This is a genomic window from Longimicrobium sp., from assembly GCA_036387335.1.
Lineage (GTDB): Bacteria > Gemmatimonadota > Gemmatimonadetes > Longimicrobiales > Longimicrobiaceae > Longimicrobium.
The window spans coordinates 1-2,307 of the sequence record DASVTZ010000104.1 but is presented as its reverse complement, the minus strand read 5'-3'; the positions used below and the strand labels follow the sequence as shown (position 1 = coordinate 2,307).

Here is a 2,307-nt window from a genome sequence, read left to right as displayed (position 1 = left end):
CGCCACGTAGCGCTCGATCACCTCCCAGCTCCCGTCCGTGGAGGCGTCGTCCACCACGATCTGCTCCACCGACGGGTGCGTCTGCGCCAGCACCGACTCGATGGTCTCCGCCACGAAGGGCGCCGCGTTGTAGCACGGCGTCACCACCGAGACCAGCGGGGGGGTCATGCCGCGCCCCCCGCGGGGCGGCGCGGGGCGAGGCGCTCCCGGATCGCGTCGAAGTAGGCGCCGCGCAGGTAGCCGGGGAGGTTGCTCACCGGCCGGCCGCCGCGGGGCGGCGTGTCGGCCAGGATGCGGTTCATCAGGAAATCCTCGTCCACCTCCATCTGGTCGCTGCCGAACATCAGCCCCAGGAACGGGTGCTCGTGCCGGAGCTGGCGGAGGGTGTCGCGCCGCACGCCCCTGGCGTCGTACGGAAAGGCGAAGGGGATGGGCTCCGCCGCGGCCGTGATGCTCGCGACCTCGCGGCACGACTCCACGATCTCGCGCGAGCACTCGTCGGCGGGCAGGGAGCCGAGGTGCCGGTGCCCGATCGTGTGCCCGCCGATGGTGAAGCCGTCCGCCGCCAGCTCGCGCACCTGCTCGCGGGTCATGTACGGCCGCCGCGTGGCGAGGAAGCCGGCCACGTCCACCCCCAGCCGCTCGCACAGCCGGTCCACGGCGGGGTGCGAATCCGCGCCCGACCCCTGCATCCAGCGCTCGAAGCAGCTGAAGCTCCGCAGCTCAATCCCCAGCTCCGCCTCCAGCTCGCGAAAGGCGCCGTCGCTCTCCTCCCCCAGCCGCCGCCGCGCGTCCATGCAGAGGGCGATCTGGTTGAAGAGGAGCATCCGGGCGTTGTCCAGCACGCCGGTGGTCACGAAGAAGACGCACGGCACGCCGTGCTTCAGCAGGAGCGGGCGCGCCGTGGAGTGGCACTCCGCGTAGCCGTCGTCGAAGGTGAGGAGGGCCGCGTTGGGACCCACGGGGCGTCCGGTACGCCGCGCCTCCGCGAGCTCTTCGTACGAGAGCAGGCGGAAGCGGCTCTTGAGGTACACCAGGTCCGCCTCGAACTGCGCCGCCGTCTTGTACGGGTACATCGGCCGCACGTGCGGAAGCGACTCGTCCGAAACCGTGTGGTAGCAGAAGGCGATCACCTCACGCGGGAGCACCGCGCCGAAGAAGCGCACCGGCGCGAGCCTCATGAGCCTTACCGCCATGGGACGCACTTCCAGGCCGATGGGCATGGCGTTACCGGACGCGGGGGTGAGGGTCAGTCCGCCGGCCGCGACGCGGCGCGGCTCGAGTGGAGGGCCGCCGCCTTCCGGAACCTGCGGCGCTCCCCGGTCATGATTCCCAGGCGGGCCAGCGCTCCGGCGATCTTTTCTTTCCCTTCCACGCCCAGGAGCCGCGAAAGGATGCGCCCGGGGAGCGTCCTGCCGAGCGCCGGCCGCAGCGCGTCGGGGCCGGCGGCGTAGCGCACCGCCCGGTCCAGGCAGCGGCGCGCCAGCTCCGGGTGCGTCTGCAGGAAGCCGGCGGCGGGGAGCCGGGCGTACGCGATGCCGATGGAGGGGAGGTACTCGTCCAGCTTCCCCGCGCGAGCGAGCTGCGCCTCCAGCTTCTCCAGCGAATCCAGAAAGGAGCCGAAGACGCGCTCCGAGAAGAGCATGGCGCCGCTGGCCGAGACGCGCGAGTCGCCGTGCATCCGGTAGAAGCTCATCCCCCCGCTGGCCGGCACCAGGCGCGCTCCGTCGGCCAGCGCGCGCATCATCACGTCGCCGTCGTCGTTGCCGGTGAGCGCCTCGTCCCACCCGCCGGTGCGCTCGTACACCTCGCGGCGCCAGAGCACGGAGCAGGTGGCCACCCAGCGCCCCTCCAGCCACTCGCGCAGGGGGTCCGCCGCGGGGTCGGGCGGGGTGATCTCGGCCGGCGAGGCCACCCACGCGCCGTCCACCTTGGCCAGGCGCGACCACCCGCACACCGCGATCCCGTCCGCTCGGTGGCGCACGGCATCCACGAGGGCGGCGAGCGTGTCCGGCGCGATGACGTCGTCCGCGTCCAGGAACATCACCATGTCGCCGCGCGCCAGCTCCGCGCCCCGGTTGCGGGCGTGGCTTCCGCCGCGGTTCGCCTCCAGCCGCACGCCGCGCACCCGGCCGGGGTGGAGCGCCACGTAGCGCTCGATCACCTCCCAGCTCCCGTCCGTGGAGGCGTCGTCCACCACGATCTGCTCCACCGACGGGTGCGTCTGCGCCAGCACCGACTCGATGGTCTCCGCCACGAACGGCGCCGCGTTGTAGCACGGCGTCACCACCGAGACCAGCGGCTCCC

General features: G+C 72.9%; 2 protein-coding genes. Both read right to left on the bottom strand.

Annotated features, from left to right (window positions below):
* Nucleotides 1-164 precede the first annotated feature (164 nt).
* On the bottom strand, nt 165-1,223 hold the full coding sequence (locus VF647_09015; GenBank protein ID HEX8452222.1) for a polysaccharide deacetylase family protein: 1,059 nt from the start codon (nt 1,221-1,223) through the stop codon (nt 165-167).
* Nucleotides 1,224-1,249: 26 nt separating this feature from the next.
* On the bottom strand, nt 1,250-2,307 hold a 1,058-nt coding region (locus VF647_09010; protein ID HEX8452221.1), incomplete at its 5' end, for a glycosyltransferase.

Excerpts from the sequence above, each read along its gene's own strand:
- VF647_09015 (HEX8452222.1), bottom strand. The coding sequence starts at position 1,223 with ATGCCCATCGGCCTGGAAGTGCGTCCCATGGCGGTAAGGCTCATGAGG.